This is a genomic window from Glycomyces tritici, assembly GCF_030403505.1.
In genome coordinates, this window is sequence record NZ_JAUEMJ010000014.1 from 27,895 (window position 1) to 53,092 (window position 25,198).

Here is a 25,198-nt window from a genome sequence, read left to right on the forward strand (position 1 = left end):
GGTGGGACACAAACGGTGAGGACTCGGGCATGAGCGAGCCGAAAATCCTAGGGCAGTTCCAATTGGAGCATCGCACTATTCAAGTGAGCGGCGACGACGGCAATACCGGGACCGTGTGGCTGCGGCGCGTCCACCCCGATCCGCCGATGGCGCTGGGGTGCGTGGTCGAGCTCGACTCCTCGACGCCGCGGCTGCGCCTGTACCGGGCGGAGTGGCCCGATGCGCTGCGGGACCAGGCGAAGGAGCAGACACTCGCGATCTGGCGTTCGGCGCGGGCTTAGCCGCCGGACCGGTCCGAGGGCGTCTGGCCGAGGGCGGCGGCGACGCCGGCGGCCTTCGCATCGGCTTCGGCCACTTCGGCTCCGGGGTCGGAGCGCCAGGTGATGCCGCCGCCGGACCAGATGTGGGCGTGCTCGGCGTCGAGGGCGACGGTGCGGATGGTGACGCCCAGGCGGGACTGGTCCCCGGTGAGGTAGCCGAAGGCGCCCATGGCGGGGCCGCGGCCCACCGGTTCGAGGCCGCCGACGAGGTCGAGGACGGCGAGTTTGGGCGCGCCGGTGACCGATCCGGGCGGGCACATGGCGCGCAGCAGGTCGGTGAAGCCGGTGCCGGGGGCGAGGTCGGCGGTGACGGTGGACTCGGCCTGCCACAGGTCGGCCCAGCGGCCGATGTGGAAGAGGTCTTTGACCGTGACGGTGCCGGGGGCGGCCACCTGGGCGAGGTCGTTGCGTTCGAGGTCGACGATCATGACGTGCTCGGCGCGTTCCTTGACCGAGGCCAGGAGCGCGGCCCGTCCGTCCTCTGTGGCCGGTGCGGTGCCTTTGATGGGGTACGTGGCCGCGGTCGCGTCGTCGGCGGTGAGGAAGCACTCCGGTGACCCGGAGGCCACGAGCCAGTCGTCGCCGGCGAGGACGCCGCCCCAGGTCGCACCGGTCACTGTGGAGGCCGCTTCGGCCAGGGCGGCGGGGTCCCCGCGCCACCGGGCGCGCCGGTGCCCCACGATGTTGGCCACGTAGACGTCGCCGCGGGCGATCGCGTCCTGCACGACGGTGACGGCCTTGGCGTGGTCGGCCCCCGACCAGGACGCCTCCCACGCACCGACGGTGAACTGGCCGGGGGCGTCGCCCTCGCGGACGGGCCCGTGCGCATAGGCCACGAGCGCGAGGTCCGGCACCGCCGGGACCGGACTGGGGGCGCCGGTCGCGCCGCCGATCATGAACGCGCCGGCGGCGGCCGACACGAGCACCGCGACACCGCAGACCGACCCGTCCGCATCGGCGTGCCCGCCGGTGCCGCCGAGGTGGCGGGCGCGGAAGGCGGCGGCCAGCGCGGCCGGGTCGCCGCCGTCGCCCAGGCGCCATTCGAGCCGGTCGACTTCGACGAGCCGGTCCCGGCACGCCGCGGGCACGCCCGGCGGGGCGGGGCGGACGGCGCGGAAGTTCGGCATGGATCCAGTATCACCGCGCCCGGGCCCCGCGGCCCGAGCCGTGTGGCTCACCTCACCGGGCCGGGTCAGCCGCCGATGGAGGCGAGGAGGTCGCCCTCGTCCGGCGCGTCGATGTAGGCGCCGCCGGTGGCCTCGGCGAGGGTCGTGAGGTTCACCGGGTCGATCTGGCCGAACCCGACCGTGTACACCACCGCGGGGCCCGCGAGCTGCTCCGCGGTGGCCTCCGCGCTGCCCTCGCTGACCTCGTCCTTGCTCGCGTTGGTCAGCACCACGATGACCGGCAGGGCGCCGTCGGCGGCCTGGCCGTTCATGTACTCGCTCGCGGCGACCAGCGTGTCGTACAGCGGCGAGCCGCCGTCGTAGTGGTTCTCGGAGACGTCGTACAGGTCGGTCTCGAGGTTCCCGCGCCCGTCCGCGGAGAGCTCGGTCAGGCCCGAGACCTCCCGGTACGGCTCGTCCTCCCCCGCGCCGACCCCGTACTCCCACACGCCGACCCGGTAGGTCGACTCCATGGCCTGCACGGTCGCGATCGCCGTCTGCGCCGCCGCGTCCCCGGCGGTGAGGTCCTTCCCGTCGTACGCGACCGTCTCCTCGTCGGTGGTCGAGGACCGGTCGACCAGGAACAGCACGTGCAGGTCCTCGCGCCCGACCTGCCAGGTGCGGACCGCCTCGCCAACGACCTCGGGCGTGGTCTGGGCCAGCGCCGCCTCAGGGTCGTCGACCGGCGCGAGCTCGGAGTCCTCGAACCCCCCGGAGCCGACCTCGCCCTTGAGGTAGTCGCCGAACGCCTCGGCGATCGCCGCGTCGGAATCCGAGACCCAGCCGCCGCCGAGCACCAGGTACGTGGCGACGGCGCTGACCCTGGAGTCGGACGGGGTGACGGCCACCAGCGGGTCGGCCGGGGCGTTGTCGAGGTTGAAGTCCTCGACCTGGTAGTCCAGGGCGGTCACCACCCGGGAGGGATCGGGGGCGTCGATGTAGGCCGCGAGGTGCTCGCCGGCGCCGTCGGCCAGCGCGGTGGCGCCGATCGCGGCCTTCCAGGTGTCCATGGTCTCGGCCGAGAACGTGCCCGAGCCGTCGCCGGTGGCGTTGAGCATCGCGACCAGGCCCTCGGTGGAGGTGCGCGGGTTGGCCGCGGCGAGCGTGATCGTGCCGTCCTGCGCGGCCGTCAGCACCTCGGACCAGGTGGGCGGTGCGGTCTCCCACCCCAGTTCGGCGGCTTTCGACGCCGGCACGGCGAGCACGGACGCGGCCTGGCCGAGCACGAGCGGATCGGAGGTGACGTACCCGGCGGTGGTCTCGTTCGACGCCAGCCAGGACGCCCACGCCTGCGAGTCGGGGACCCACGCGATCGGGCGCTTCCCCAGCGTCTTGACGTCCCAGTCGCCGCTGATGGCCCGCGACGCCTCGGCGGCGGGCACCTCGCGGATCTCGGCGCCGATGCACTGCCCCGTGCTCGCCTCGGGCGAGGTCGCCTCCCAGGCCTGCGCGGCGTCCTGCAGCGACCCGGCCAGGCTCGGCGCGGCCGCGACGCTCACCCGGTAGATCGGCCCGTCGCACCCCGACCGCAGCAGCGCCACGAAACCCCAGGTCAGGCCCGAGGCGATGACCACGCAGACCAAGGTGATCACGATCCAGGGGGCCACCACCATGCGGTTGCCGCCCTTTTTGCGTCGCCGCCCGAGCCGGTGCGACCTCACCTTGTGCGTGGTACCGAAAACCATCAGCTTCACTCCTGGGGGAATCGTCGGCGCCCAGTGTAAAGCCCCTGCCTCAGGCCCCGCCCACTGTGGTGAGCGGGGCCCGCGTTCGACTACTCCCCGAAGGCCTCGATCGGCGGGCACGTGCACGCCAGGTTCCGGTCCCCCCACGCATTGTCGATGCGCCCGACCGGCGGCCAGTACTTGCCCGCGCTCGTCGAGCCCTGCGACGCGTACGCCGCCCCGACCCCGGCGGGCCAGGCCGCCGCCGACCGCGTGTACGCCCGGTCCCACTCGTCACCGGTGGCCACGGCTGCGGTGTGCGGGGCGGCGCGCAGCGCCGACGCCTCCACCGCGACCTGCCCGGACGCGACGGCGTCGATCTCCGCGCGGATGGCGATCATCGCCTCGCAGAACCGGTCCAGCTCGGCCAGGTCCTCGGACTCGGTCGGCTCCACCATGAGCGTCCCGGCCACCGGGAACGACATCGTCGGCGCGTGGAACCCGTAGTCGATGAGGCGCTTCGCCACGTCCTCCACGGTCACGCCCGAGCTCCGCGACAGCTCGCGCAGGTCCAGGATGCACTCGTGCGCCACGAGCCCGTGCTTGCCGGTGTACAGCACCGGGTAGTGGTCCCGCAGCCGCGCCGCGATGTAGTTCGCCGCCAGCACCGCCGACGCGGTCGCCGCGGTGACGCCCTCGGCGCCCATCATCCGCAGGTACATCCACGGGATCTGCAGGATCCCCGCCGAACCCCACCGCGCCTGCGACACCGGCCCCACCGGACCGGCCGTCTCGGCCGTCGGGTCCGAGGGCAGGAACGGCACCAGGTGCTCGGCCACGGCCACCGGGCCCACCCCGGGCCCGCCGCCGCCGTGGGGGATGCAGAACGTCTTGTGCAGGTTCAGGTGCGACACGTCGGCGCCGAACCGGCCGGGCTTGGCCCACCCCAGCAGCGCGTTGAGGTTCGCCCCGTCGACGTACACCTGCCCGCCGGCGTCGTGGACGCGTCCGCACACCTCCACGATCGTCTCCTCGTACACGCCGTGCGTGGACGGGTAGGTGACCATGATGGCGGCGAGCCGGTCGGCGTGCTGCTCGATCTTGGCGTCCAGGTCGGCCAGGTCGACGTTCCCGGCCTCGTCGCACGCCACGACGACGACCCGCATGCCCGCGAGGATCGCGGAGGCGGCGTTGGTGCCGTGGGCGCTGGCGGGGATGAGGCAGAGGTCGCGGTCGGTCTCGCCGCGGGCGTGCTGCCAGGCGCGGATGGCGAGGAGGCCGGCGAGTTCGCCTTGGGAGCCGGCGTTGGGCTGGACGGAGACGGCGGCGTAGCCGCAGACTTCGGCGAGCCAGGTCTCGAGCTGCTCGATGAGGGTCTGCCAGCCGCGGGTCTGGTCGGCGGGAGCGAGGGGGTGGACGTCGGCGAACTCGGGCCAGGTGATGGGTTCCATCTCGGCGGCGGCGTTGAGCTTCATGGTGCAGGAGCCGAGCGGGATCATGCCGCGGTCGAGCCCGTAGTCCTTGTCCGCCAGGCGCTTCAGGTAGCGCATCATGGCGGTCTCGGAGTGGTGGGCGGTGAACACCGGGTGCGTCAGGTACGCGGATGCGCGCCGCAGGCCGGCGGGGATGCGGGTCTCGGCGTGTTCGGCGAGGGCGGCGCCGAAGGCGTCGCAGACGGTGCGCAGGTCGGTGTCGGTGGTGGTCTCGTCGCAGGCGATCGTGACGGTGTCGGCGTCGGCGCGGTGGAGGTTGACGCCTGCGGCGGCCGCGGCGGCGACGATCGCGTCGGCCCGGCCGGGGACCGTGGCGGTGACGGTGTCGAAGCAGGCGTCGCCGGCGAGTCGGACGCCGGCGGTTTCGAGGGAGGCGGCGAGGCGCGCGGCGGAGCGGGCGGCGTGCTCGGCGATGCCGCGCAGGCCCTCGGGGCCGTGCCAGACGGCGTAGGAGGCGGCGATGACGGCGGGGAGCACCTGGGCGGTGCAGATGTTGCTGGTGGCCTTCTCACGGCGGATGTGCTGTTCGCGGGCTTGGAGTGCGAGGCGCAGGGCGGGGGCGCCGGAGGAGTCGCGGGAGACGCCGACGAGCCGGCCGGGCAGTTGGCGCTGGAGTGCGTCGCGGACGGCCATGTATCCGGCGTGGGGGCCGCCGAAGCCGATGGGCATGCCCAGGCGCTGGGTGGAGCCGACGGCGATGTCGGCGCCGAGTTCGCCGGGCGCGGTCAGGAGGGTGAGGGCCAGGAGGTCGGCGGCGACGGTGACGAGGGCGCCGGCCTCGTGGGCGGCGTCGATCGCGGGGGTCCAGTCGTGGACGGTGCCGTCGGCGGCGGGGTACTGCAGGAGGATGCCGAAGGTGCCGTCGGGGATCGCGGCGGGGTCGGTGAGGTCGGCGGTGCGGAAGGTGATGCCGACCGGTTCGGCGCGGGTCTTGAGGACCGCGAGGGTCTGCGGGAGGACGCGGTGGTCGACGGCGAAGACGTCACCGGCGGTCTTCTTGGCGGCCCGGCGGGCAAGGAGCATGGCTTCGGCGGCGGCGGTGGACTCGTCGAGGAGGCTGGCGCCGGCGACGGGCAGGCCGGTGAGGTCGGCGCACATGGTCTGGAAGTTCAGGAGCGCTTCGAGGCGGCCTTGGGAGATCTCGGCCTGGTAGGGCGTGTACGCGGTGTACCAGGAGGGGTTCTCCAGGACGTTGCGGCGGATGACGGCGGGGGTGTGGGTGCCGTAGTAGCCCTGGCCGATCATGGAGCGGGCGGGCCGGTTCTGGGCGGCGAGGTCCGCGAGTTCGGCCTGGGCCTGGGTCTCGGAGACCGCGGCGGGGAGGGCGAGGCCGTCGCTTGAGCGGATGAGGGCGGGCATGCAGGCGTCCATGAGCGCGTCGAGGCTGGGCTGCCCGACGGTCTTGAGCATGGCGTCCTGGTCGGCGTGGCTGGTGCCGATGTGGCGGGCGGCGAACGAGCGGTCGGTCATGAGGGCTCTCCGGTGACAGGTCGACGGCGGTTGCGGTCTCCCCCGTCTGTCACCAGCGCCTTGCTAGCTCCAGAGCGGCCTGTGCCGGGCGGTCCTGGTACCTGAGAGTTTGAAGCGAGGGACTTGCCCCTTCGGTGCCGTGTAGCGCGTGTGGCCCACGATCTCTCCCGCCCGGTTTTGCGGCTCTGCGGCCATGGTAGGTCAGGAGGCGGTGCGTCGTCGACCGGGCACGGCCCCGGTGTGGCGCCCTTGGGTCTGCTCGGGCGGGTGCAGGCGGGTCGGGGCCTTGACGGGGGCTTCGCCCGGGAGGGTGGCGAGGCGGCCCATGACCTCGGTGACGGTGGTGCGCACGGCGATGCCGAAGACGCCCTGGCCGCCGCGCAGGAGGTCGATGACCTCGCCGGCGGAGCGGCATTCGTAGACCGTGGTGCCGTCGGACATGAGGGTGATCTCGGCGAGGTCCTTCACGCCGCGCGAGCGCAGGGCCTCGACGGCCTTGCGGATGTTCTGGAGGGAGACGCCGGCGTCCAGGAGGCGCTTGATGACTTTGAGGACGATGATGTCGCGGAAGGAGTAGAGGCGGTTGGAGCCCGATCCGGAGGCGCGGCGGATGGAGGGCTCGACGAGGCCGGTGCGGGCCCAGTAGTCGAGCTGGCGGTAGGAGATGCCGACGACGCGGCAGGCGGCGGAGCCCCTCCAGCCGCGGATCTGGTTGGGGGGGACGGCCGTGCGGCCTGCGGGTTCACTGTGCGCGTCCATGGCTTTCCTCCCCTTGGTGGTATCGAGGTGAGCGTAAGCTTCCGGATACTCCACCATGGGCTGAACGAGAGAAAAGCTCGGGCAGGTCGCGGGGGTTATTGGCTCTCGCCGAAGTCCTCGGGCGTGACCTCTTCGAGGAACTCGCGGAACTTCTCCACTTCGTCCTCTTGGGTGTCGGGGAGGACGACGCCGGCTTCGTCGAGGACGGCGTCGGCGCACCAGATCGGGGCCTCGGCCCGCAGGGCGAGCGCGATCGCGTCGGAGGAGCGGGAGGAGACGCGGGTGCGGCCGTCGAGGACGAGTTCGGCGAAGTAGACGGTGTCGCGCAGTTCGGTGATCTCGACGGCGGTGAGGGTGACGTCGAGGGCCCCGAGAACGTCGCGCAGGAGGTCGTGGGTGAGCGGACGGGAGAGCTGCACGTCCTGCTGCTGGTAGGCGATGGCGGCGGCCTCGACGGTCCCGATCCAGATCGGGAGGTACCGGTGGCCTTCGGTCTCTTTGAGCAGGACCACGGGCTGGTTGCTCGGGAGTTCCACGCGGACCCCGACTACGGTCATCATCCGCACCGGTTCGCCTCCAACGGGTCGCCGTGTTCGTGAACGGACCCGCACCGGGGTGGCCCCGGGCGGGTCCTCGAGACTGTCAGCCTACTCGCGGTCGGCGTCCGCGGGGCGGTCGCCGGGGGCTTGTCAGGCCGCGGCCAGTTTGGGGCCGCTGACGAACACGAGGCGGAACTTGCCGATCTGGACCTCGTCGCCGTTGCCCAGGCCCGCGGTCTCCACGCGCTCGCGGTTGACGTAGGTGCCGTTGAGGCTGCCGACGTCGCGGACGGTGAATCCGGCCGCGTCGCGGTGGAACTCGGCGTGGCGCCGCGAAACGGTCACGTCATCGAGGAAGATGTCGGAGTCGGGGTGCCGCCCGGAGGTGGTCACTTCCTGGTTGAGCAGGAAGCGAGCGCCCGCGTTCGGTCCGCGGCGGACGAGCAGCAGCGCGGTTCCCGCGGGAAGCGAGCTCGCCAGATTCGCGGCGTTCGTCTCCGCGTCGACCTCGCCGCTCTCCTGGAGAGCGGACAGGTTCATCGTGGCCGTCACATCCGGCGGAGGGAACTCGTCATTCGAACGCGTCATGGATTGCCACCTTCTACAAGTCTGGACCCTCTGGTCACTCCGTAAGCTTCGCATACGCTCCGGCGTCGAGCAAAGCAGTGAGCGAGCCGGCATCCTCGACCTCGATGTCGAACATCCAGCCCGCCGCATAGGGGTCGCTGTTCACCAATTCCGGGGATTCCGACAATTCGTCATTGCACGAAAGAATCTTACCGGTCAACGGAGCGTACACGTCGGAGACGCTCTTGGTCGACTCGACTTCGCCGACCACCTCTCCTGCCCGAACCTCGGTGCCTGCCTCCGGGAGCTGGACGAATACCACGTCGCCGAGCGCGTTCTGAGCGAACTCGGTGATGCCGATGCGCACGACCTTGCCCTCTCGCGCTTCGACCCACTCGTGCTCCGCGGTGTAACGCAACTGCTCCGGAATCACCTGGCGCTCCCTTCTTGGAAACCCCGCCGTCAATGGCGGGTCGGACGATCATGACGGTATCGCCCGGGCGCGGGCGGCATGCGGCGGGGCCGCGGCTCGTGATCATGGGCGCGCGGCGCTCAGGCGGCGACGCTCGGCTGCGGGCGGCCCGCCCGCAGCAGGCCGGCGGCCTGGCGCAGGTACACGACCGCGGCGAGCCAGTACAGGCCCAGCCCCCACCAGGCCAGGGCCCAGCCGAGCGGGGCGGCCCAGGCGTCGGCGTCGGCCACGAGGCCGGCGATGACGAGCACCGGGAACGACATGAACACCATGGCCGTGGCGCATTTGCCGAGGAAGTGCACTTGCGGGGGCGCGTAGCCGTGCCAGCGCAGGACGATCACCATCGAGACCATGACGGCGTCGCGCAGGAGCACCACGATGGCGAACAGCCACGGCAGGAGTCCCAGGAAGGTGAGCATGAGCAGGGAGGAGAGGATGTACAGCCGGTCGACGAACGGGTCGAGGAGCCGGCCGAGCTTGGAGACCTGGTTGAGGCGGCGCGCCAGCTGGCCGTCGACCCAGTCGGTGCCGCCGCCGACGGCGAGGATGATCGCGGCCTGCCAGTAGTACTGGGTGGCCAGGAGGAGGTAGCACACCAGCGGAATGCCGAGGAGGCGCACGGCGGTGACCAGGTTGGGCCACGTCCATACGCCCCATCCGGGGAGCGGCGCTGCTGCTGGTTTGCTCAAGGCGGTCCTCTCGGCGGGGCCCGCTGACGCTGCGCGACCGCGTGCCCTGGGTCGGTCTCCTCTCGCCCGACGGTGCGGCGGGCGGTTCGTCAAAGTCCGGTTCGGTGGGTGTATCTGGATTCTAACCGGAGGCTCCGACACCTGTACCGCGGAATTTGCGCACCGCTGCGGCGGCCTCCGGGCCCGGCCGGGCGGGAGCGGTCGAGCTGGGACGCCGGACACACCGTCCACTGGGGAGGTAAGGGACGGCGGGGCGGCCTGGAAAACGTGACAGGAAACAACCCCGAGGCGGTCGCAACGGACCGTCCCGGGGCCTCACCGCCCAGGAATCAGACCCGGCGCTCCTCCGCTTCACGCGCGATCCGCCGCCGCCGCACCGCGACCGCCGCACCGACCAGGCACCCGCTCATCGGGACGACCAGCAGCCACAGCGCCCACGCGCACGCGACCAACACGGCCAGGCCGCCGAGCAGGATCGCCGTACCGGACGCGTCACCGCGCGTCTCCGCCAGCGAGGCGGCCAGCAGCGACCGCCACCGCGTCCCCGGCGCCCATGCGGCCGCGGCGCGCAGCAGCACGGTCGCCGCCAGGCCCGCCACGATGAACGTCGCCAGCGCGAACCCCGGGCGGCCCGGGACGCCCTCCTGGGCCAGGACGAGGAGGTTCAGCGTCACGAGCAGACCGGCGCCGACCAGCGCCAGGCCCGTGCGCCACGAGGCGCCCCACGCGGTCCGAAAATCCGCCCAGAAGCCGCCCCAGCCGGTCGACTCGCCGTCGACATAGGCCGCCACGTGCCGCGACGCCGCCGCCAGCGCCGCCGGGATCGTCACCACCGGCAGCGCCGCCAGGAGCAGCCACACGCCGGTCAGCAGGCACTCGGCCAGGAGCGCGAACCCCTCGCCGAACGCCTGCCTGCTGCGAGCCACGACCGCCACGCTAGCCCTTCACACCCGAGGTCGCGATGCCCTTGATGAGGAACTTCTGGAACACCAGGAAGAACAGCACCACCGGCACCAGGGACAGCAGCGTCATCGCCATCATCCCCCCGTAGTTGGAGACCGCCTCGGTGTTGTTGTACGACTGCAGCAGGCGCGGCAGCGGGAACTTCTCGATCTCGTGCAGGTAGATCAAGGGCCCCATGAAGTCGTTCCACGACCAGATGAACGTGAAGATCGAGGAGGTCACGATCGCCGGACGCAGCAGCGGCAGCATGATCGAGAAGAAGATCCGGAAGTGCCCGGCCCCGTCGATCGTCGCCGCCTGGTCCAGCTCGCGCGGGATGCCGCGCAGGAACTGCACGTACATGAACACGAAGAACGCGTCCAAGCCCAGGAACTTCCCGATCACGAGCGGGAAGATCGTGTTGACCACGTCCATCTCGGCGAAGATCAGGTACTGCGGGATGAGCATGACCTGGCCCGGCAGCAGCAGCGTCGCGATGACCACCGCGAACATCGCCTTGCGCCCGGGGAACTCCAGACGCCCCAGCGCGTACGCCGTGATCGAGCAGGACGCGAGGATGCCGATCACCGACAAGGCCGCGATCACGAACGAGTTCCAGAAGAACCGCCACAGCGGGATCCCCGCCAGCCCGTCGAAGGCCGACGCGAAGTTCTCCCACGTGATCGACGTCGGGATCGGCGAGATGTTCGTGAGGATGTCCGAGGTCTCCCGGACCGACGCGGTCAGCACCCAGAACGCCGGGTACAGCACCACCACGAGCACGGCCAGCAGGGCCACATGCCAGGCCGCGGACTTCACCCGGTCGGCCCCGGTCCGCTTCTTGCGCACGATCACCCGCGGCGCTTCGGTCGCGGCGCTCATTTGTTGTCCTCCCCTGCGTAGTACACCAGGTTCTTCGCCGCCCGGAACATGATCAGCGTGACCACCCCGACCGCCAGCACCAGCATCCACGCCCACGCCGAGGCGTAGCCCATGCGCAGGTCCACGAACGCCAGCGCGTAGATGCGGACGGTGTAGAACAGCGTCGACCAGGCCGGCCCGCCGGCGGTCCCGCCGATGATGAACGCCGGACCGAACAACTGGAACGCGTGCACCGTCTCCATGAGCACGTTGAAGAAGATCACCGGCGACAGCATCGGAATGGTGATGTGCACGAACCGGTGCCACTTCCCCGCCCCGTCCACTTCGGCCGCCTCATGCAGCTCGGACGGCACCTGCAGGAGCCCGGCCATGAAGATCACCATCGGCGCCCCGAACGTCCACACGCTCAGCAGCACCAGCATCAGGATCGACACCGACGGGTTCCCGATGAACCCGCCGCCTTCCCACCCGAACCAGGACATGAACTGGTCCTGCGGGCCGCCGCCGGCGAACAGCGCCTTCCACACGATCGCGATGCCCACGCTCATGGCGATCAGCGAAGGCATGTAGAACGCCGCCCGGTAGAACCCGATGCCCCGCCGCGACTGCGTCAGGAGCATCGCCACCGCCAGTGACGCGATGAGCTTCAACGGCACGGCCAGCAGCACGTACAGCAGCGTCACCTTCACGGCCCGGCCGAACATCGGGTCGTCGAACATCGCCCGGTAGTTCTCCAGGCCGATGAAGTCACCGCCGAGGATGAGGTGGTAGTCGGTGAACGACAGGTACAGCGACCACAGCATCGGCCCGACGGTGAAGACGAGCGACCCGATGATCCAGGGAGTCATGAAGGTATAGCCGACGAGCCGCTCCCCGCGGCGGGAGACCGGGGTGCGGCGCTTGGCCGCCCCCCGTCCCCCGCCTGCGGTCGGCGCTCCGGCCCCTTTCGCCGCGGGAGGCGCGGTCGTGGAGGGTGAAGCTGACACGGTGAAGGATCCTTAAATCGGTTTACTGCTCGGCGGCGAGCAGCGTCTCGGCCTCGGTGAAGAACAGGTCCGCGGCCTCCGGCGCGGTCATCTCGCCGTACTGGACCTGCTGGTAGATCTCGCCGAACTTGACCTCGATCGCACCGGTCGCGGCCGGCGGCGCCGGCGGCGGCGTGGTCAGGTACTGCGCGACGGACTCCTCGTAATCGAGCACGGCCTGGGTGGCCGCGTCGATCTCCACACCCGCGAGACCGGCGTTGGTCGCCGGCACGCCGCGGCTGGTGCCGAGGATCTTGATCGCCTCGGCGTCCCCGAGCAGGAAGTCGATGAGCTTCGCCGACGCCTCGGCCTGCTCGGTGGCACCGGAGATCACGAACTGCATCGACGGCTTGAGGTACAGCCCCAGGTTCGCCGGGTCCAGCGACGGCGGCGCCGCCAGCGCGAGCGTCCCGCCGTTGGCCTCCACCGTCGGCGTGAACCCGGGCATGAAGTTGTCCCACCCGATCTCGGAACCGAGCACGTCCTGGACGAGGCCGCCCTCGACCCACTCGATGGTGGTCTCCACCGGCGGGACCATCCCGGCCGCGTACAGCTCGGCGGTGGTGGTCCACCACTCGGCCAACTGCGCGGCCTCGAAGTTGAGGGCCTTGCCGTCCTCGGTGTAGAAGCTGCCGCCCTGCTGGCGCAGCCACAACTCCATGAAGTGGTACTGCCCCGACCAGTCGCCCCCGCCCCACTTGCCGCCGCCGAGGGCGGGAGTGAGCTTGGTGATGTCGGCCGCGTACTGGTCCCAGCTGTAACCGGGAGCCGGCGCGGCGATGCCGTTGGCCTCGAACCAGTCGGCACGGTAGATCAGGCCGAGGGTGTTGCCCGCGACCGGAACCGCGAGCAGCTGCCCGTCGAGCGTGGCGGTGTCCAGGAAGCCCGCCCGGAAGTCGTCGGTCTTGACGACGCCCTCCAAGGGCAGGAGCAGTCCGCTGGTGCCGAACTGACGCAGCCGCGAGTAGTCCATCTGGAACACGTCGGGCAGGTCGCGCGAGGCCATGCGGCCGGTCATGCCCTCCCAGTACGTCGGGAAGTCCGCGAAGTTCGTCTGCACCTTGATGCCGGCGTTCTTCTCCTGGAACAGGTCGACCGCCTGCTGCGTGAGCTCGGCGCGGGTCTCGTCGCCCCACCACTCGAAGTTGATCTCGATCGGGTCGTCGGCAGTGCCGGCCGGACCGTCGTCACCGCACGCGGCCGCCGCGGCGAGAACCGCGGCCGCCGAAGCGCCGGTGAGAATCGAACGGCGCCGGAGGCCGTGAGGGTTGCGCATCATCGTTGATTGCTCCTTCTTATAAGAGGGGTCCCGCCCAGAGGCGGGCCTTCGGGATCTATTGAGTTCGCTTGCGCCGCGCCGCCTCAGGCGACACGGGCGGGCTGAAGCCGCGCCACCGCACTCCCCCAGGGCGCCTGGGCGCCCCGAGGTTCATAGCGGCGCGGACGGGCAGAAGCGCGGGCGACCGTCCGCCGCGCCGCGGCGCCGGGCGCGATGAGCCCCAGCGCCTGAGCCTGCACAAGGGCATTGCCCAAGGCGGTGGCCTCGTCAGGGCCGGCCAGCACGATGCGACCGGTGGCATCGGCCGTCAACTGGCACAGCAGCGCGTTGTTCGCACCGCCCCCGACGATGTGAATCGTCTCGACCGGATCCCCGGTGAGCGCCTCGAGCGCCCCGACCGCACGACGGTGCGCCACCGCGAGCGAGTCCATCACGCACGCCGCGACCTCCGCCGGGGTCCGGGGCACCGGCTGGCCGGTCTCAGCGCAATACGCGCGAATCCGCGCCGGCATGTCCCCCGGATCGGCGAACCGCGCGTCATCGGGATCGACGACCGACCGCAGCCGCTCCACCGCCGCCGCCTCGGCGAGCAGGCCACCGAGATCGACCGCCAGACCCTGCGCCCGCCAGGCGTTGACCGACTCGTTCAGCAGCCACAACCCCGCGACATTGCGCAGGAACCGGACCGAACCGTCCGCACCACGCTCGTTCGTGAAACCTGCCTCCAGCGCCGCCGCACTCGTGACCGGCTGCTCGCGCTCGACGCCGACCAGCGACCACGTCCCGCACGAGATGTACGCGGCCCGGCCCCCGTCGAACGGCACCGCCGCGACCGCCGCCGCCGTGTCATGGCTGGCCGTCGCCACCACCTGCGTGGACGCGGCGAGCCCGGTCGCCTCCGCGACCTCCGCCAGCACCGGCCCCAGCACCGACCCGGTCGCCGTCACCGGACCCAGCAGCCCCAAGTCGATCCCGATCCGATCGGCCAGCGCGACCGACCACTCACCGGTCGCCAGGTCCAGGAGCCCGGTCGTCGAGGCGTTCGTCGCCTCCCACGCGCGCACCCCCGACAACCAGAACCCGATGAGATCAGGGATCAGCAGCGCCTGCTGGGCGGCCGCGGTCTCCGCGGCGAGCTGGAAGACCGTGTTGAACGGCTGCGGCTGGACACCCGTGGCCGCGAACAGGTCGGCGGCACTGACCTCCTCCAGGACCCGCGCCTTCGCCGCGGCACCGCGGGCGTCCCGATAGCAGACCGGATTGGCCACCAGGTGACCGTCCGCGCCGATGAGGCCGTAGTCGACCGCCCAGGAGTCCACCCCGATCGCGCTGGCGTCCCCGACGGCCCGCAGGCCTTCGAGGATGCCCGACCAGAGGCCGAGCACGTCCCAGTAGAGGCGTCCGCGCACGTTGACGGCGCGGTTGGGGAACCGGGCGGCCTGCTTGAGAACGATCCGGAGGGCGGTCCGGTCTCCCGTGAGGCGCGCGGCCATGACGCGGCCGGAGGTCGCGCCGAGGTCGACGGCGGCCAGGAGCGTCACCGCAGGAATCCTTGCGGGTTGCCCGAGTCGACGGGGATGTGGACGCCGGTGGTCAGGCCGAGGTCGGGGCCGACGAGCGCGTAGACGGCGTCGGCGACCGAGGAGGGCAGCACCTCGCGCTTGAGGAGGGTGCGCCCGGCGTAGTACTCGCCGAGCCTGGCCTCTTCGACGCCGTAGACGGCGGCGCGTTCGGCGCCCCAGCCGCCGGCGAAGATCCCGGAGCCGCGGACGACGCCGTCGGGGTTGACGCCGTTGACGCGGATGCCGTGCCCGCCCAGTTCGGCGGCGAGGAGGCGCACCTGGTGGGCCTGGTCGGCCTTGGTCGCGGAGTAGGCGATGTTGTTGGGCCCGGCGAACACCGAGTTCTTGGAGGCGATGTAGACGATGTCGCCGCCCATCCGCTGCGCCACCATGAGGCGGGCGGCTTCGCGGGAGACGAGGAACGAGCCCTTGGCCATCACGTCGTGCTGGAGGTCCCAGTCGGCGGCGGTGGTCTCCAGGAGCGGCTTGGAGAGGGAGAGCCCGGCGTTGTTGACGACCAGGTCGACGCCGCCGAACGCCAGCGCCGCGGCGTCGATCGCACTGGCGACGGCCGCTTCGTCGGTCACGTTGCAGGCGATGCCGATCGCGGTGTCGGCGCCGCCGATCTCGGCGGCGGCCGCCTGGGCCTTGCCGAGGTCGAGGTCGGCGATGACGACGCAGGCGCCTTCGGCGGCGAGCCGTTCGGCGGTGGCCTTGCCGATGCCGCCGGCCGCGCCGGTCACCAGGGCGATGCGCCCGGCGAGCGGCTTGGGCTTGGGAAGGCGCTGGAGTTTGGCCTCTTCGAGGTCCCAGTACTCGATGCGGAACTTCTCGGACTCGTCGATCGGCGCGTAGGCGGAGATCGCTTCGGCGCCGCGCATGACGTTGACGGCGTTGATGTAGAACTCGCCGGCGACGCGGGCGGTCTTCTTGTCCGGTCCGAAGGAGAACATGCCGACGCCGGGGACGAGCACGATCGCGGGGTCGGCGCCGCGCATCGCGGGCGATGCGGCGGTGGCGTACCGCTCGTAGTAGGCGGCGTAGTCCTCGCGGTAGGCCGCGTGCAGCGCCTCCAGCCGCGCCACCGCGTCCTCGAGGGGGGCGGTCGGCGGGAGGTCGAGGACCATGGGCCGGACCTTGGTGCGCAGGAAGTGGTCGGGGCACGAGGTGCCCAGGGCCGCGAGTTCGGGCATCCGCTCGGAGGCGAGGAAGTCGAGGACGACGGCGTCGTCGGTGAAGTGCCCGACCTGGCGCTTGTCGCGGGAGGCCAGGCCGCGGATCACCGGGGCCAGGGCCGCGGCGCGCTTCGCGCGGGCGCGGTCGTCGAGGGGCTCGGCGATCCGCTTGCCGAACGGGTCGGCCTTGCCGCGTTCGGCGATGAACGCCTCGCAGCCGCGGATGATCGCCAGCGAGTTCGCCTCGCACGCTTCGGAGGTCGCGCCCCAGGCGGTGATGCCGTGGCCGCCGAGGATGCACCCGATGGCCTGCGGGTTCGCGGCCTTGATCGCGGCGATGTCCAGGCCCAGCTGGAATCCGGGGCGGCGCCAATCGACCCAGACGACCGTGTCGCCGAAGCACTCCTTGGTCAGCGCCGGTCCGTCGGCGGCGGTGGCGAACGCGATCCCGGAGTCGGGGTGCAGGTGGTCGACGTGGTTCGCGTCGACCAGGCCGTGCATGGCCGTGTCGATAGAAGGCGCGGCGCCGCCGCGCCCGTGCAGGCAGTAGTCGAACCGCTCGACCATCGCGTCCTCGGCGTCCACACCCGGGTAGGTGCCGGCCATGGCCCGCATCCGGTCCAGGCGCAGCACGGCCAGCCCGGACTCGGTCAAGGTGCCGAGGTCGCCGCCGGAGCCCTTGACCCACAAGAGCTCCACCGGCTCGCCGGTGACCGGATCGGTCTCGGTGCCCTTCGCGGACGTGTTGCCGCCGGCGAAGTTCGTGTTGCGCTTGTCCGCGCCCAGCCGGTTCGACCGGCCGATGAGGTCCTGTACCGCGCCCATTCGACTACGCCCCCCAACCGGCGGCCTGGCCGCCCTGGCGGTCGGCCTTGATCTTGTCGGCGTACCCCGAGGCGGCGTAGGCGGCCATCGGGTCGGCCGCGAGGCCCTGCTCCTGGCGCAGTTCGGCCAGCAGCGGGCGCACGTCGGTGTTGTACGCGTCCATGAGCACCGCGTTGGCGCCCAGCACATCGCCGGCGGCCTGCGCCTTCGCGAGCGCCTCGGTGTCGACCAGCAGCGCCTTGGCCGTCGCCTCCTGCACGTTCATCACGGAGCGGATCTGGCCGGGGATCTTCGGCTCGATGTTGTGGCACTGGTCGAGCATGTACGCGATCCCCGAGTCCGGGCCCACCGCGCCGCGCTGCGCCAGCTCGTGCATGATCCGGAACAGCTGGAACGGGTCGGCCGAGCCGACCATGAGGTCGTCGTCGGCGTAGAACCGCGAGTTGAAGTCGAACCCGCCGAGCTTCCCTTCGCGCAGCAGCAGCGCGACGATGAACTCGATGTTGGTGCCCGGCGCGTGGTGGCCGGTGTCGATCACGACCTGCGCCTTGGGGCCGAGCTTGAGGCAGTGCGCGTACGCGGTGCCCCAGTCGGGGACGTCGGTGGTGTAGAACGCGGGCTCGAACAGCTTGTACTCGAGGAGGAGGCGCTGGTCGTCGCCGAGCCTGGCGTAGACCTCGGCGAGGACTTCGGCGAGGCGGTCCTGGCGGTCGGCGATGGAGTCCTGGCCGGGGTAGTTGGTGCCGTCGGCGAACCAGAGCTTGAGGTCGCGCGAGCCGGTGGCGTCCATGATGTCGACGCATTCGAGGAGGTGCGCGGTGGCCTTGCGGCGGACGGCGGGGTCGGGGTGGCAGACGGAGCCGAGCATGTAGTCGTCGTCTTGGAAGGTGTTGGAGTTGATGGTGCCGATCCGGATGTCGAGGTCGGCGGCGTGGGCGGCGAGGGCCTGGTAGTCGTCGACCTTGTCCCAGGGGATGTGGAGGGCGACGGAGCCGGCGGCGCCGGTGTACTGGTTGACCTGTGCGGCGTCGGCGAGCTTCTCGAAGGGGTCGCGGGGGACGCCGTGCTGGGCGAAGACCTTGAAGCGGGTGCCGGAGTTGCCGAAGGCCCAGGAGGGCAGTTCGATGGTCTGGGCCGCGAGGACCTGCTTGGCGTTCTCAGTGCGGTCGCTCATTTGCCGGCTCCTTCACCTGCGGCCTGGGCCAGTTGGGTCTCGAGGTTGAACACTTCGGGGAGGACGGTGAAGGCGTCGTCGGCGTTGGCGCCGCCGGTGCCTTCGAAGAAGGGGGCCATCTCGGCCTGCCAGCGGGCGTTGACCTCGCGGGCGGCCATCTGGGAGCGGGCGGCGTCGAAGTCGTCGGTCTCCAGGTAGCCCACGAGGAGGCCGTCGTCGCCGAGGAAGAGCGAGTAGTTGGACCAGCCGGTCTCGGCGAGTGCGGCGAGCATGTCGGGCCAGACGGCGGCGTGGCGTTCGCGGTACTCGGCCAGGCGGTCGGGCCGGACGCGGAGGGTGAAGCACACGCGCGCCCGTGAAGGCGCTTGCAAGCCGTTGGTCGGGGCTGCCAAGGGGTTCCTCCTCTGGGTGTGGGCGGTTCGGGGCCGCGCACATTTTGAATCGATTCATGAAGGGATTTCGATAAGTTAAAACCCTCGGGCCTCAGGTTGTCAAGGCAAGACCGGGAAGAAATTCGAACACGGTTCGGTATATGCTCCTCAAGCTCCGGGATTACCGTTGAACCGTTTCAAACGGCGGGACCGGGCACCGCCCGGCAGCGACGGCCTTCGATCCATCGATGCGCACCCCTGCACTACCCTGGGCTCCCGATAGCATTCGTGAGGTGACGATGACCACAACCAGCATGAAGGACGTCGCACGCGCCGCGGGCGTGTCGGTCGGGACGGTCTCGAACGTGCTCAACCGGCCCGAGGCCGTGGCCGAGGAGACCCGCTCACGGGTCCAGGCCGCGATCGCCGAACTCGGCTACGTGCGCAACGACTCCGCCCGCCAGCTGCGGGCCGGCCGCTCGCGCACCGTCGCGGTCGTCGTGCTGGACGTGGCCAACCCGTTCTTCACCGACGTCGTGCGCGGCGCCGAACCGCTCATCGAGACCGCCGGCGGCGTCGTCACCGTCTGCGACTCCGGCGAGGACGTGCGCCGCGAGCGCCGCCACCTCGAGATCCTCGAAGAGCAGCGGGTCCTGGGCCTGCTCATCACCCCCGTCGACGACACCTCCGCCTCCTGGATCGAACGGCTCTCCGGCCACGACATCCCCGTCGTCCTCGTCGACCGCGGCGCCGGCCGCCACCCCCACTGCTCGGTGGCCGTCGACGACGTCCACGGCGGGCGCCTGGCCGCGCAGCACCTGGCCGACCGCGGGCACGCCCGGATCGCCTTCGTCGGCGGGCCGGCCTCGATCCCCCAGGTCGCCGACCGCCTCGCCGGCTGCCGCGAGGTGTGCGAGGAGGCCGGCGTGGCGCTCGAGGTCTTCACGACCGCCGGGCTGAACTTCGCCGCCGGGCGCGAAGCGGTGGAGCAGATGCTGGGCCTCGCCGAGCGCCCCACCGCGATGTTCTGCGCCAACGACCTCGTGGCGCTGGGTGCGCTGCAGGCGTTGACGATGCACGGCGTGAAGGTCCCCCAGGAGTGCGCGATCATCGGCTACGACGACATCGACTTCGCGGCCGCGGCGGCCGTGCCGCTCTCCTCGATCCGCCAGCCGCGCTCGCAGCTGGGCCGCACGGCCGCGCAGCTGCTGTTCGACGAGATCAACGAGGGCGCCGGGCACACCCACCGCAACGTGGTCTTCCAGCCTGAACTGGTCGCCCGGGCCTCGACGTCGCAGGAGCTGTGACGGGGTCACGACGGTGCGCCGAGCGTTCGTGTAACGGTAAAGTTCGGGTCTGGTAGCGTCACCGAAACCGGCCCGGCAAGCGCTCGCGCGCCCTGCGGGCCGCCGGCGCACCACAGTGAACCCTTCCAGGAGGCGATTATGGCCGAGCACCACCGCGCGCGCATCGAGTTCGATCCGCGCTTCACCGTCGCCGACGTGCCCGAGCGGCTGTTCGGCTCCTTCGTCGAGCATCTGGGCCGGTGCGTCTACACCGGCATCTACGAGCCCGGCCACGCGACCGCGAACGCCGACGGCCTGCGCCAGGACGTGCTCGACCTCATCAGCGAACTGGGCCCGACGATGGTCCGCTACCCCGGCGGGAACTTCGTCTCCGGCTACCGCTGGGAGGACGGCACCGGCCCCAAGGAGGACCGGCCCCGCCGCCTCGACCTCGCCTGGGGCACCACCGAGACCAACCAGTTCGGCCTCTCGGAGTTCATGAAGTTCTGCCGCACCACCGGCGTCGAGCCGAACATGGCCGTCAACCTCGGCACCCGCGGCCTCCAGGAGGCCCTCGACCTCCTGGAGTACGCCAACCACCCCGGCGGCACCTACTGGTCGGACCTGCGCCGCTCCCACGGCGACGAGGAGCCCTACGGCATCAAGCTGTGGTGCCTGGGCAACGAGATGGACGGCCCCTGGCAGATCGGCCAGAAGACCGCCCGCGAGTACGGCCGCACCGCCGACCAGGTCGCCCGCTCCATGCGCTACATCGACCCCGGGCTCGACCTCGTCGCGTGCGGGTCCTCCTCCCGCGGCATGCCCGAGTTCGGCGCCTGGGAGGCCGAGGTCCTCACCCTCTCCTACGAGTCGGTCGACTACATCTCCGCGCACGCCTACTACCAGCCCCGCGACGGCGACTTCAAGTCGTTCATGGCCTCGGCGCAGGACATGGAGCTGTTCATCGACGGCGTCACCGCCACCGCGGACGCCGTGGGCGCGAAGCTCAAGAGCGACAAGAAGATCAACATCTCCTTCGACGAGTGGAACGTCTGGTACCAGACCGCGCCCACCGGTGAGCGGGAGGAGCCGTGGTCGGTCGCCCCGCGCCAGCTCGAGGACGTGTACTCGGCGATGGACGCGGTCGTGTTCGGCTCGCTGATGATCACGCTGCTGCGCCGCTGCGACCGCGTCACCGCCGCCTGCCTGGCGCAGCTGGTGAACGTGATCGCCCCGATCATGACCGAGCCCGACGGGCCCGCGTGGCGCCAGACCACGTTCTTCCCGTTCGCGGAGGCCTCCGAGTTCGGGCGCGGGAAGGTCCTGCGCGTCAACGCCGACTCCCCCAAGTTCGACACGAAGGCGTACGGCGAGGTCGACGCCCTCCACTCGGTGGCCGTGGCGAACGAGGACGGCACCTACACCGTGTTCGCCGTCAACCGCGAGCTCCAGACGCCGCTGACGCTGGAGATCGACCTGGGTTCGCTCGGGGGCCTGTCGGACGTGACGTGCTCGACGCTCACCGACGACGACCCGGACGCCAAGAACACGCTGCAGGACCAGACCCGCGTGGCCCCGGTCGCCAACGGCGACATCACCGTCAAGGACGGCGTGGCCTATGTGGAGCTGCCCGCGATGAGCTGGAACACCATCCGCATCGCCTAGGCGCACAATGCGAAAGGGGGCCCGCAGCCGATGCTGCGGGCCCCCTTTTTCGGTACGGTCAGGCGCGGGAGGCGCGGACGGCCGCGGCCAGCTCGCCCAGGAGCGCCTCGGTCTCGTCCCAGCCGACGCACGCGTCGGTCACCGACTTGCCGTAGACCAGGGTCTCCAGCGGGGCCGGCTCCTGGCGGCCGGGCTCGATGAAGCTCTCGATCATCAGCCCCGCGATGCCCTGCTCCCCCGCGCCGATGCGCGCGGCGACCTCGCGCACGACCTCGGCCTGGCGGACGTGGTCCTTCCCGGAGTTGGCGTGGCTCGCGTCCACCACGAGGCGCTGCGGCATGCCGTGCTTGGACAGGAGCGCGAGCGCGTCCCGCACGTCCTCGGGCCCGAAGTTCGGGCCGGTGCGGCCCCCGCGCAGGATGATGTGGCAGTCGGGGTTGCCGGAGGTGGAGACGATGGAGGCGCGCCCGTCCTCGTCGACGCCGAAGAACACGTGGTCGCCGGCCGCGGCCCGGCACCCGTCGACCGCCGAGGCCAGGTCGCCGTCAGTGGTGTTCTTGAACCCCACCGGCATCGACAGGCCCGAGGCGAGCTGGCGGTGCACCTGCGACTCGGTGGTGCGCGCGCCGATCGCACCCCAGGAGACGGCGTCGGCGATGTGCTGCGGGCTCGTGGGCTCCAGGAACTCGCAGCCCACCGGAAGGCCCGTGTCCAGCACGTCCAGGAGCACCTGCCGGGCCAGGCGCAGACCGAGCTCGACGTCGTGCGTGCCGTCCAGGTGCGGGTCGTTGATGAGGCCCTTCCAGCCGACGGTGGTGCGGGGCTTCTCGAAGTACACGCGCATGACGACCATGAGCGCGTCGCCCAGCGGGGCCGCGGCGGCGGCGAGGCGCTGCGCGTAGTCCTTCGCGGCGGCCGCGTCGTGCACGGAGCAGGGGCCGACGACGACGAGGAGGCGGTCGTCGGTGCCGTCGAGGACGTCCTTCACTTCGGCGCGGGTGCGTTCGACGAGGGCGGCGCGCGCGTCGCCCAGCGGCAGCTCCGCGCGGAGGGCGGCGGGTGCGACGAGCGGCTGGAAGGCGGTGACGCGCAGGTCGTTGGTCTGCGGTGAGCGGTCGGCGGTCATCGGGTGCGGTATCCCATCTCTGTGGCGAGGCGGGTCCTGTCCACTCAAGGTCTCCCCGGTGCCGGCCCGCCTGACGACGAAAGGCAGCGACTCGTGTCGCTGCCTTGCTGGCTCCGGGTGTGTTCGACGGTCAGCGCGTGCGCCGCCTGGCTCCACCCGGAGCCGGCGTAAAGCGCCGATACCAACGAACTGCCGTAGACATGGGGCGAACCGTAGCACACGGCCGGGGCGCCGGCCACGGCCTGGGCCCGGTGTCACAGGCCGCTGACGGACTCCGGGGCGCGCTCGGCGCGGGCGAGGGCGCGCACCAGGCTCGCCTGCCCGTGGCGCTTCACCGACAGGCGCGCGAGCATCCACGCGGCCGTGTCGAACACGTCCTCGTCGAACACGGGCGTGTCGACACCGACGGAGTAGGCCAGGTCGTCCCCGTGGACGACGAGCTCCATGATGCGGGTACGCAGGAAGTCGTCCAGACTCATCGCGTACGGCCAGCGCGTGTTGCCGCTGGTCTCGGTGCCGTCCATGGCCGCCAGGGCCGTCTCCAGCGCCTCCAGGGCGGCCCGGGCCTCCGCGGTGACGGCGGCCGGTCCGGCTTCGGCGGCCCGCTCGCCGCCGTCGCGGATCCCGGTGTTGTAGTCGTTGTCGAGGTCGGCGGCGAGCCAGGCCGCGCGGCCGTAATGCTCGAACAGGCCCACGCGCTCCTTCCCGGCGTGGTCGGCGGCCAGGCCGGCGGTGACCGAGGTGATCTGCTGGACGAGATGGGCCGCGAGGCCGCCGACGGTGAAGCCCGCGAGCGCCGAGGGCTCCGCCCAGGCCTTGGCGACCGCGCCGTCCTCGGCGAGGCCGAGGGCGGTGCGGGCGGCGGTGCGGTACTGGTCGCGAATGCTGCTGGTCATCGGTGCCGCCTTCTAACGCATGGAGACGTGGACGTGGTTGGTGTGGTCGGAGGCGGGGTCGCCGTTGCCCCCGGTGTAGGAGCGCCAGCCCGAGGAGGAGGACCAGAACTCGTGGTACCAGATCACGTACTCGACGCCGAGGCTGTCGGCGTTGTTGACGTACCAGGCGGCGAGCCGGTCCCCGTACTCCTTGTCCGAACCGGAGGCGTCCTCGTTCTGGAACCCCGACTCGTCGGCGGCCCAGTCGCAGGCCCGGCCCAGCGGGTGCTCGCCGCTGCCGCCCGACCGGTAGCAGGAGACGTAGTGGTCGAACCCGGCCTCCTTGGTCTCGTTGTACATGTGGAGCGTGCGCGGCGTCAGGCAGCCGTCGGTGGTCGGATCGTCCTCGGTGCAGCCGCCGCCGTCACCGCCGTAGCCCTCCGCGGCCGGGGCGCCGCCGTCCGAACCCGGACCGGCGGCCTCTTCAGCCCGCAACTCCTCCAACTGCTCCTCGAGCTCATCGGCGGCCTTCTCCGCGTCCTTCAACGCGTCCTCGGCGGTCTTGACCTCGTCGGCGTGCGCGCCCCGCTGGGCCTCCAACTCGTCCAGCAGCTGCCCGGCCTCGTTCATGAGCGCAGCCCGCTCACTGCCGAGGAAACCGGTGTAGGTCATGGCGTCGACCAGGTCGCTGCTGTTCTCAGAGGAGAGGATCGCGTTCGTGGTCTCCAACTCGCCCTCGGTGTGCAGGTAGACCGCGTACTCGTTGAGGTCGACCGTGAGCTCGTCGAACAGCGCCTGCGTCTCGGTGATCTTCACTTCCAGCTCGGCAGCGCGCGCATTGGCGGCGTCGACCGCGTCCTCGGCGTCGGCGACCTTGTCGATGGCCGCGGCCAAGTCCGATTCAAGGGTCTCCTCGTCGGGATCGGCCGAGGCCGGCACCGGGAAGAACGCCACGAAGGCGGCGAGGAGCACTACGGGGAGGATCTGCTTGCTGCGCACGGGTGGAGGTCTACTTCCAGAGGGTCGGGTCGCCGCCCTGGCGGGGCGGCCACCGGGTTTACAGGTCGAGGTCGACCACGAGAGGGGCGTGGTCGGAGGCGCCTTTGCCTTTGCGTTCGTTGCGGTCGACGTACGCGTCGCTCACCGCCGCCTTGAAAGCGGGGTTGGCCAGCGCCAGGTCGATCCGCAGACCGCGGTTCTTCGGGAAGTCGAGGTTGCGGTAGTCCCAGAACGTGAACGGCTGCGCGTGCTTGAGCGCCCGCGGGTAGACGTCGACGAGACCGGCGGCCCGCACGGCGGCGAGCGCGTCGCGCTCGTCCTTCGTGACATGGGTCGTGCCCGGCCACGCGTCGACGTCCCACACGTCGTCATCGGTCGGGCAGATGTTGAAGTCGCCCAGGGCGGCGAACGGGAGATCACCGGCGGCGTCGGCTTTGACGTCGGCGGCGAGGGCCTTGAGGAACGCGAGCTTGTACGGGAAGTGCGGGTCGGCCACATCACGGCCGTTGGGGATGTACAGGGACTGGACGCGCACGGGCCCGCACGTGGCGGTGATCGCCCGCGGCTCGGTCTCGTCGCCGAACACCGGCTGATCGGCGATGCCGCGCCGCACGTCCGCGATGCCGACCCGCGAGAGGATCGCGACACCGTTCCACCGGCCCAGGCCCCACGACGCGGTCTCGTACCCGGCCTCGCTGATCGCCTCGATCGGCACATCCGCGTCGGCGCACTTGAGCTCCTGCAGGCAGACCACGTCCGGCTCGGCCGTCTCGAGCCAACCGACGAGACGCTCGAGGCGGGCTTTGAGCGAGTTGATGTTCCACGTGGCCACGCGCATGGGCCTCACCCTACCCGCCGCCGGGCCCGCACTGG

Annotated in this window: 23 protein-coding genes and 1 riboswitch; of the genes, 3 read left to right on the top strand and 20 right to left on the bottom strand. The window is 71.3% G+C overall.

The annotated features are described in order from the left end of the window. Positions 1-29: 29 nt before the first annotated feature. Positions 30-281, top strand: coding sequence for a hypothetical protein (locus QWI33_RS27700; RefSeq protein WP_289959931.1), 252 nt, complete (start codon positions 30-32; stop codon positions 279-281). Here the strand turns inward: QWI33_RS27700 and QWI33_RS27705 are convergent. From QWI33_RS27705 to QWI33_RS27780, 16 genes are all read right to left on the bottom strand, one after another. Then, the gene (locus QWI33_RS27705; protein ID WP_289959932.1) at positions 278-1,447 is read right to left on the bottom strand and encodes a chorismate-binding protein; all 1,170 of its coding nucleotides are present in this window, start codon (positions 1,445-1,447) and stop codon (positions 278-280) included. The two genes, QWI33_RS27700 and QWI33_RS27705, sit on opposite strands and share 4 nt — an antisense overlap. Positions 1,448-1,512: 65 nt before the next feature. Continuing rightward, on the bottom strand, positions 1,513-3,171 hold the full coding sequence (locus QWI33_RS27710; RefSeq protein WP_289959933.1) for a vWA domain-containing protein: 1,659 nt from the start codon (positions 3,169-3,171) through the stop codon (positions 1,513-1,515). A gap of 89 nt (positions 3,172-3,260) precedes the next feature. Then, positions 3,261-6,113, bottom strand: a complete 2,853-nt coding sequence (gene gcvP / locus QWI33_RS27715) for an aminomethyl-transferring glycine dehydrogenase (protein WP_289959934.1) — start codon at positions 6,111-6,113, stop codon at positions 3,261-3,263. 79 nt (positions 6,114-6,192) lie between these two features. Continuing rightward, positions 6,193-6,293: riboswitch (glycine riboswitch) on the bottom strand. A 21-nt stretch (positions 6,294-6,314) separates the two neighbouring features. Next, a complete protein-coding gene (locus QWI33_RS27720) occupies positions 6,315-6,872 on the bottom strand; it encodes a MerR family transcriptional regulator (protein WP_289959935.1) in 558 nt (185 codons plus the stop codon). Between the two features lie 95 nt (positions 6,873-6,967). Beyond that, positions 6,968-7,438 carry a bifunctional nuclease family protein gene (locus tag QWI33_RS27725; RefSeq protein ID WP_353895572.1) on the bottom strand — a complete coding sequence of 157 codons (471 nt, stop codon included), beginning with the start codon at positions 7,436-7,438 and terminating at the stop codon, positions 6,968-6,970. Between the two features lie 123 nt (positions 7,439-7,561). Next, complete coding sequence (locus tag QWI33_RS27730) at positions 7,562-7,999, bottom strand: FHA domain-containing protein (RefSeq protein ID WP_289959937.1); 438 nt, start codon at positions 7,997-7,999, stop codon at positions 7,562-7,564. Between the two features lie 34 nt (positions 8,000-8,033). Then, a complete protein-coding gene (gene gcvH, locus QWI33_RS27735) occupies positions 8,034-8,411 on the bottom strand; it encodes a glycine cleavage system protein GcvH (protein WP_289959938.1) in 378 nt (125 codons plus the stop codon). Positions 8,412-8,530: 119 nt separating this feature from the next. Further along, a complete protein-coding gene (locus QWI33_RS27740; protein WP_289959939.1) occupies positions 8,531-9,139 on the bottom strand; it encodes a CDP-alcohol phosphatidyltransferase family protein in 609 nt (202 codons plus the stop codon). A gap of 329 nt (positions 9,140-9,468) precedes the next feature. Next, positions 9,469-10,065 (bottom strand): DUF624 domain-containing protein, encoded by a 597-nt coding sequence (locus tag QWI33_RS27745; protein ID WP_289959940.1) that lies wholly within the window; start codon positions 10,063-10,065, stop codon positions 9,469-9,471. Positions 10,066-10,075: 10 nt separating this feature from the next. Beyond that, a complete protein-coding gene (locus tag QWI33_RS27750; RefSeq protein ID WP_289959941.1) occupies positions 10,076-10,963 on the bottom strand; it encodes a carbohydrate ABC transporter permease in 888 nt (295 codons plus the stop codon). Continuing rightward, on the bottom strand, positions 10,960-11,811 hold the full coding sequence (locus tag QWI33_RS27755) for a carbohydrate ABC transporter permease (protein ID WP_289959942.1): 852 nt from the start codon (positions 11,809-11,811) through the stop codon (positions 10,960-10,962). The genes QWI33_RS27750 and QWI33_RS27755 overlap by 4 nt, the downstream gene beginning before the upstream one ends. A gap of 160 nt (positions 11,812-11,971) precedes the next feature. Then, positions 11,972-13,267 (bottom strand): ABC transporter substrate-binding protein, encoded by a 1,296-nt coding sequence (locus QWI33_RS27760; RefSeq protein ID WP_289959943.1) that lies wholly within the window; start codon positions 13,265-13,267, stop codon positions 11,972-11,974. Positions 13,268-13,350: 83 nt separating this feature from the next. Then, entirely contained in the window at positions 13,351-14,808 is a 1,458-nt protein-coding gene (locus QWI33_RS27765) for a rhamnulokinase (RefSeq protein ID WP_289959944.1), read from the bottom strand. Continuing rightward, complete coding sequence (locus QWI33_RS27770; protein ID WP_289959945.1) at positions 14,805-16,829, bottom strand: bifunctional aldolase/short-chain dehydrogenase; 2,025 nt, start codon at positions 16,827-16,829, stop codon at positions 14,805-14,807. The genes QWI33_RS27765 and QWI33_RS27770 overlap by 4 nt, the downstream gene beginning before the upstream one ends. Before the next feature lie 4 nt (positions 16,830-16,833). Continuing rightward, entirely contained in the window at positions 16,834-18,003 is a 1,170-nt protein-coding gene (gene rhaI / locus QWI33_RS27775; protein ID WP_289959946.1) for an L-rhamnose isomerase, read from the bottom strand. After that, positions 18,000-18,395, bottom strand: a complete 396-nt coding sequence (locus QWI33_RS27780) for an L-rhamnose mutarotase (protein WP_289959947.1) — start codon at positions 18,393-18,395, stop codon at positions 18,000-18,002. The genes rhaI and QWI33_RS27780 overlap by 4 nt, the downstream gene beginning before the upstream one ends. A 278-nt stretch (positions 18,396-18,673) precedes the next feature. Here QWI33_RS27780 and QWI33_RS27785 point away from each other — a divergent pair, with 278 nt between their 5' ends. Together QWI33_RS27785 and arfA are read left to right on the top strand one after the other, a co-directional pair. Further along, the gene (locus QWI33_RS27785; protein WP_289959948.1) at positions 18,674-19,681 is read left to right on the top strand and encodes a LacI family DNA-binding transcriptional regulator; all 1,008 of its coding nucleotides are present in this window, start codon (positions 18,674-18,676) and stop codon (positions 19,679-19,681) included. A gap of 138 nt (positions 19,682-19,819) precedes the next feature. After that, a complete protein-coding gene (gene arfA / locus QWI33_RS27790) occupies positions 19,820-21,325 on the top strand; it encodes an arabinosylfuranosidase ArfA (RefSeq protein ID WP_289959949.1) in 1,506 nt (501 codons plus the stop codon). A 58-nt stretch (positions 21,326-21,383) separates the two neighbouring features. Here the strand turns inward: arfA and QWI33_RS27795 are convergent, their stop codons facing one another. The 4 genes from QWI33_RS27795 to QWI33_RS27810 all read right to left on the bottom strand — a co-directional run bounded on the left by QWI33_RS27795 (position 21,384) and on the right by QWI33_RS27810 (position 25,163). Beyond that, positions 21,384-22,451 (bottom strand): 3-deoxy-7-phosphoheptulonate synthase, encoded by a 1,068-nt coding sequence (locus QWI33_RS27795; protein ID WP_289959950.1) that lies wholly within the window; start codon positions 22,449-22,451, stop codon positions 21,384-21,386. Between the two features lie 254 nt (positions 22,452-22,705). After that, a complete protein-coding gene (locus QWI33_RS27800; protein ID WP_289959951.1) occupies positions 22,706-23,347 on the bottom strand; it encodes a maleylpyruvate isomerase N-terminal domain-containing protein in 642 nt (213 codons plus the stop codon). A 12-nt stretch (positions 23,348-23,359) separates the two neighbouring features. Next, positions 23,360-24,325, bottom strand: a complete 966-nt coding sequence (locus tag QWI33_RS27805; protein WP_289959952.1) for a coiled-coil domain-containing protein — start codon at positions 24,323-24,325, stop codon at positions 23,360-23,362. 58 nt (positions 24,326-24,383) lie between these two features. Then, on the bottom strand, positions 24,384-25,163 hold the full coding sequence (locus QWI33_RS27810; RefSeq protein ID WP_289959953.1) for an exodeoxyribonuclease III: 780 nt from the start codon (positions 25,161-25,163) through the stop codon (positions 24,384-24,386). Positions 25,164-25,198: the final 35 nt, after the last annotated feature.